The organism is Prosthecobacter sp. (genome assembly GCF_044222345.1).
Classification (GTDB): Bacteria; Verrucomicrobiota; Verrucomicrobiia; order Verrucomicrobiales; family Verrucomicrobiaceae; genus Prosthecobacter.
Map to the genome: position 1 here is coordinate 1 of NZ_JBGANL010000113.1, position 6,196 is coordinate 6,196.

The following is a 6,196-nucleotide window of genomic DNA, read 5'->3' on the forward strand; positions in this document are numbered from 1 at the left end:
CGCTCCCACGCCCGTGCCTACGCCGGGCGGTATCTTCGGCGGCAACACCGGCACTACCAAGCCGCGCACGCCGCTGTCCAACCCGGCCACGTCGCCGCTCAATCTGATCGGCAAGATCGAGGGTTGGGGCATCGGCCCGGCCACCAAGGTCGCGGAGGTGTCCATCAAGGTGTCCGCCGCCACCGGCGCGCAGCTCAAGGAACTGCTCAAGAAGCTGCCCGAAGGCATGAGCTTCGAGCTGAATCTTGAGAAGGAGGACGACTGATGGCCCTGACTGCCAGCGCCTTGCAGGCCCTGACCCAAGGCTCCGACGCCGATGCTTGGCGCGTCATCGTCGATCAGGCTGTCGAGATCGCCAGAAAGCCGCTGGCCGCAGGCAATGCGCCCAGCGAGGTCGTACGGCGCGACCGCGAAATCGGCGCACTGGATCTGTTCCTCTCCTCCAGCGGCTGGGACTTGTGGCCAGCCTTCGGCGACAGCGTGGAACGTACCTCGGAACGCTTGATGCGCTGGTGGGCCGAACCCTTCAGCGCCAAGGCGGTGCTGATCCTCGACGGCCTTTCCCTGCGCGAGCTGCCGTGGCTGTTGCAGGGGGCAAAGGAGCGCGGCTTCACCACCCACGAGGTCACTGCCTGCGCCTCCGAGCTGCCCGGCGAAACCGATGAGTTTGCCCGCGCGCTCGGCTTCGCCAGCCGCAGCAAGCTCCAGAACAATGGTGGCGGTCTTGCGCACAAGCTGCAAGCCGCCAGCACCGAAACCGTGGACTTGCCGTGGAAGGACTGCGAAGCGCTGATCAACAGCGCGCCGAACCAGATCTTCTGGCACCACTGGCCCGACGCCAAGCTCCACGACGGCTCCGGCGCAGGCCAGGGGCTGGAACCGCTGACCAAGGACGTGGCCGAGCAGTTGTCCGGCGACGACTTCTGGGCCTTCGTCGGGCGTCTCGCCACCGGGCGGCGGCTGGTCATCACCTCGGATCACGGCTATGCGGCTACCGGCTACTTTCCCGATGCCGATGGCGAGGTCGGCCAGTTTCTCAAGCAGACGTTTGGAAGCTCGCGCAGCAAGACGGGAACCGGCGACACCGGCCCCTTCGTGCCACCTGTGGCATTGCAGATCAACAGCCCCCACGGCGCGCACCTGTTAGCTCTGGGCCGCAGGAAGTGGCGCAGCCAGGGTGGTTACCCGACGCTCACGCATGGCGGCTTGTCGCTGCTGGAGGTGTTGTCGCCGTTTGTTGAACTATCGAAATCAGGAGGCTGAAATGGCCGCCACCAATTTCAATACTGAAAATCGCACTTACCGCCAACTCTTGGGCAACGGCCTGACCTATAGAATCCCGCGCTTCCAGCGTGATTACTCCTGGAGCGAGGAAGAATGGGAGGACCTTTGGGCCGATATCCAGAGCGCCTTACCCGCCGATGGTGAGCCAGCCCACTACATGGGGTATCTGGTACTGCAAACAGCCGACAATCGCGTATATGAAGTGATTGATGGCCAGCAGCGACTGACCACGATCAGCCTCATCGTCCTGGCGGCCATGCGCCTGCTGAACAAGCTGGCGGATGAAGGGAAAGCCCCTGACGAAAATCGACGACGTCTGGAGCAATTGCGCGCTACATATATTGGCTATCTCGACCCGGTCACCCTGACAACACGCAACAAGCTATCGCTGAATCGCAATAACGACAGCTACTACCGTGACTATCTCGTGGCATTGGCCGACCATCTGCCACAGCGAGGGTTCCCTGCCTCCACCCATGCCATGCGCAAGGGCTTCGAATGGTTCGAGCGTCGTTTGCGTGAACAGATCAAAGGCGCAGTCGATCCCGGCATGGCGCTGGCCCAGTTTGTTGAAACCATCAGCGACAAACTGTTTTTTACCGTCATCACCGTTGCTGACCAACTCAATGCCTACAAGGTATTTGAAACTCTTAATGCCCGTGGCGTGCGCCTGTCGGCCACTGATCTACTGAAGAACTACCTGTTTTCCGTATTGGCGCGCGGTGACGAAGCTACACATGAAATGGATGAATTGGAGCGTCGCTGGGAGGTGATCGTGGATCGCCTCGGTAGCGAAAGCTTTCCGGATTTTCTGCGCATGCACTGGAACAGTCGCCAAAACTTTGCCCGGCAAACAGAGCTGTTCAAGGTCGTCCGTGGCCGTATTCAGGCCCGCGAAGCCGTTTTTTCCCTGCTGCGCGAGATGGATGAAGATGTGGATACCTACCTGGCACTCACCCAACCCGAGGGAGCCCAATGGATCCCCGCGTGGAAACAAAGCGCGCAGGAACTGCGCATGTTCTCCGTACGCCAGCCATATCCGATGCTGATGGCCGCCAAGCGCAGTTTGTCCGATGCGGATTTTGGTGATCTGCTGCGCGCGACAGTCATCATCGCTTTCCGTTACAACGTCATCGGTGCACAGCATACTGGCGAACAGGAGCGGGTTTATCACACGGCTGCCATGCAGTTGCACAACGGTGAAGCAAGCAGCTTCGTTCAGGTGCTGGCCGCCTTGCGCCAGATTTATCCGAGCGATGAAGCCTTCAAGGCAGATTTTGCCGACAAAGTCATCAAAACCACCCAGAGCCGCAACGCCAAGATCGTGCGCTACATCCTGTGCAAGCTGGAAAAGCAGGCCTGCGGCATCGAATTCGATGCCGACTCTCCCAGCTACACCATCGAGCATGTGCTGCCGCAATCACCGGAAGCTGGCTGGGATGCATTCAACGACCGTGACCTGGAAACATTCGTATATCGACTGGGCAATATGGTCATGCTGGAAGCCGGTAAGAACAAGGACATTGGCAACAGACCTTACTCCGACAAACGCCCGGTACTGCAACAAAGCGGTTTGCAATTGACCCGCAAGCTGGCCGAGGAAAACGATGACTGGGTTCCCGAGCGCTTGAATGCGCGTCAAAAGCAGCTCGCGAATATCGCCACCACCGTGTGGCGCATCGCCCAGCTTTCCTGAGATTGACGCATGGCCACCAAGAAACAACTACTCCAACAAGAAGTCGCCAAAGCCGTCGGCGCAGGCAAGGCGGTCGCTCTCGAAACCGTTGACTTCAACGACCCGAACCGCCCCAAGACCTGTCTGGAGGTGGACTTCCCGATCCTGCCGGTCAATCAGGTGGCGATCATCGAAGGCAACGCGGGCAAGCCGATTTACCAGATGTCCAAGTGGTGGGCGCGGCGGCGCTCCAGCGTGTTCCGCTCGATGTTGATCGCGGCGGCGACCAAAGCGCCGGACGATCCGTCGCACGCCGCCAAGCTGGTGTGGGACAACTACTACGCCAATCACCAGAAAAAAGGCGCGTTCAAGCATCTGAAGGTGGCGGACATCTTCATGGGCGGCGGCACCACACTGGTGGAAGGCTCGCGCCTCGGGATGCAGATGGTCGGCAACGACCTCAACCCGGTCGCGTGGTTCGTGGTCAAGCAGGAGCGGCAACGACCTCAACCCGGTCGCGTGGTTCGTGGTCAAGCAGGAGCTGGCCAATGTCGATCTGGAGCAGGTGAAGAAGCTGCTCGCCGACATCGAGGCCGAGGTCAAGCCGCAGATCATGCCGTACTACTACTGCGACGGCCCGCAGGGTGAGAAAGGCAAGTGGACGCATCTGCCCAGCAACAAGGCAATGCCTGCCGACTTCGACCCGCTCGCCATTCCGCGTGAGCAGCGCAAGGACTACAAGTACGAAGGCCCGGAGATCATTTACACCTTCTGGGCCAAGCACGGCCCCTGTCAGGTGACGGGCTGCGGCCACCGCACGCCGATCATGACCAGCCCCGTGATGGCGGTGAAGACGCTCACCGTCAAGCACTGGGCGCACACCTGCGGCAAGTGTGGGGAAGCCTTCGACGTCGAGGAAGAAGCCGCGCGTATGGCACCCGATGCGCCGTTCTACGTCGCGCCCACGGAAGCGCCTTACTCTGTGCTCGACCGTAAGAAGGGCGTCATCTGCCCGCACTGCGGCCATACCGCGATGGTGAACCTCGGTAAGGGCAAGAACAAAAAGGTGGAACTGAGCCTACTGGTACATCCGCAATGGCTGGCTGGCGAAGCCAAGCAGGATGCAAACGGGCAGCCATACGGCGGTTCGGCGCAAGACGATGTGGCCGCAACCACGCGCTGGGATGCGGCACGCGCCGCGAAGATCCGCTTGCTGGAGGTACGCGGCGCGCTGCCGAATGAGGTGACCGACCCAGAGACGGGCGTTACCTTTGCGCCGGAGAAAGGCACGGTGCCGAAGAAGTCGAACTACGCCTGCTCGGCCTGCGGCACGGTGCAGGATGTGCTGGCGACGGTAAAAGCGAGTGGCAAGACGGGGCCGATGGCAGCCTACGCAGCACAATGCTATTCACCGAAACGTGATGAAGCGGGCAAGCCTTACAGCGGACGCTTCTTTGCCGCCTACGACACGACTCACGCCAAGCAATACGACGCTGCGTTTACAGAATGGGAAGCGCGCAAGGATGCTGACCTGAGAGACTATTGGCCGCGCTCCGAGGTGCCCTACGGTTTCATGACCGGCATCGCCAATGGTGACATCCGCGAAGGCCACGGCTTCACGCATTGGTGGACGATGTTCAACCCACGGCAATTGCTGGTTCACGCCCAACTTCTGAAGGCCATCAGCAGTGTCGGGAACTACGACTGGAAGGTGCGGGAGTATGTCCTCGGCGCGTTCCAGAATTATTTGCGCAACCAGAGCATGTTTGCGTTCTGGCACGTCAAGAAGGATCACTTCGTTCCGGCGCTCTCCAACAATAACTACCACCCAAAATCTACGCTCATCGAGGTTGGTGTGTTTTCGCCGATGGGTTATGGCCCGTGGACCTCTTGCATTCCAGCGCTCGTGGAAGGGCGTGATTGGGCTGTTCAACCTTGGGAAGCGGTGAGTGCCGAAGGTATGAAACGCAGGGATGCCATCCTTGCAGAAGAAATCAGCGGCAAGAGCGAGAAAGTCTTTCCGGGTGATCCAGTAAATGAATCGGAAGTCTTCTGTGGCTCGTCCACGGAACTATCACAACTCGCTGACGCCAGCCTCGATTTAGTCATCACCGATCCGCCCTTCGGTGGCCTGTTGCACTACTCGGAGCTGGCTGACTTCTTCTACGTCTGGTTGCGCTTGGCGCTCAAGGGCAAGTATCCGCAGATTTTCGGCGGTGAATACACCCCAAAATCTCTGGAAGCCGTGGCTAACAAGGCGCGTGAGCCTGAAGACCCGGACGGCTTCTATCAACGCCTACTCACCCAGTGCTGGCGCGAGGCGCATCGCGCGCTCAAGCCCAGCGGCATTCTGGCCTTCACTTTCCATCACAGCGAGGACGAGCCGTGGGTGGCGGTGCTGGAATCGCTGTTCAATGCGGGTTACTACCTCGAGGCGACCTACCCGATCCGCTCCGATGAAACCAAGGGCGAAGGCGAGTTCGGCTCCAAGACCATCGAATACGACATCATCCACGTCTGCCGTAAGCGCACCGAAGAACCGAAGCCCGTGAGCTGGGGCCGGATGCGCCGCGAGGTGATGGCCGATGTACGCCAGTTGCAGGCGATGTTGGAGAACCACGCCAAGGAAGGTCTGCCCGCCGCCGACATCCAGGTGATCCGGCGCGGCAAAGCACTGGAATACTTCTCGCGCCACTACGGCAAGGTCTACGTGGATGAAGGCCGCACCATCTCCGTGCGCGATGCGCTGGTGGGCATCAACCAGCTCATCGACGAAGACGCCGACAAGGGCAAGGAAGCACCGCCGGTCAACGCCGAGCCGATCACGCGGCAGTTCCTGCGCACCTTCGGCAACGCCCCTGAGCTCAAGCGCGACCAGTTACAGAAGTTTCTTAAAGGCTCGATCACCACGCCGGACGAATTCGTGCAACGTGGCTGGTGCACCGAGAAAAACAAGGTGTTCACACGTACGAGTGCGCTGGACTTCGCCCGCGAATGGTCGGGCAAACATCGCCGCAAGCTGACCTCGGATCTGGATCAAGCGCTGGTGCTGATCGGCGCGTGCTTTGACGGCAGCGGCATCAACGCGTCGGACACACTGAAGAACGACAACTTCAAGCCCCACGTCGCACTCAAGCCCCTGCTGGAATGGCTGCACCGCAACGGCGCGGATCAGACCACCCGCAACGCCGCGTCGCGTGCGGTGTCGATCTACAACGCATGGCACGCCAGCCAGGC

General features: G+C 60.4%; 2 protein-coding genes and 2 pseudogenes. All 4 read left to right on the forward strand.

Annotated features, from left to right (window positions below; genetic code table 11):
- A pseudogene (locus tag ACILSL_RS26485) lies at positions 1-265 on the forward strand (DUF499 domain-containing protein); the annotation flags it as partial.
- A complete protein-coding gene (locus ACILSL_RS26490) occupies positions 265-1,263 on the forward strand; it encodes a hypothetical protein (RefSeq protein WP_395735086.1) in 999 nt (332 codons plus the stop codon). The pseudogene ACILSL_RS26485 and the gene ACILSL_RS26490, both read left to right, overlap by 1 nt.
- Position 1,264: 1 nt before the next feature.
- On the forward strand, positions 1,265-2,980 hold the full coding sequence (locus ACILSL_RS26495; protein WP_395735087.1) for a DUF262 domain-containing protein: 1,716 nt from the start codon (positions 1,265-1,267) through the stop codon (positions 2,978-2,980).
- A 9-nt stretch (positions 2,981-2,989) separates the two neighbouring features.
- Positions 2,990-6,196: pseudogene (locus ACILSL_RS26500) on the forward strand (DUF1156 domain-containing protein); the annotation flags it as partial.

What these genes read in the sequence shown, in the direction of transcription:
- ACILSL_RS26490 (WP_395735086.1), top strand. Translation starts at nt 265, where the DNA reads ATGGCCCTGACTGCCAGCGCCTTGCAGGCCCTGACCCAAGGCTCCGAC.
- ACILSL_RS26495 (WP_395735087.1), top strand. Translation starts at nt 1,265, where the DNA reads ATGGCCGCCACCAATTTCAATACTGAAAATCGCACTTACCGCCAACTC.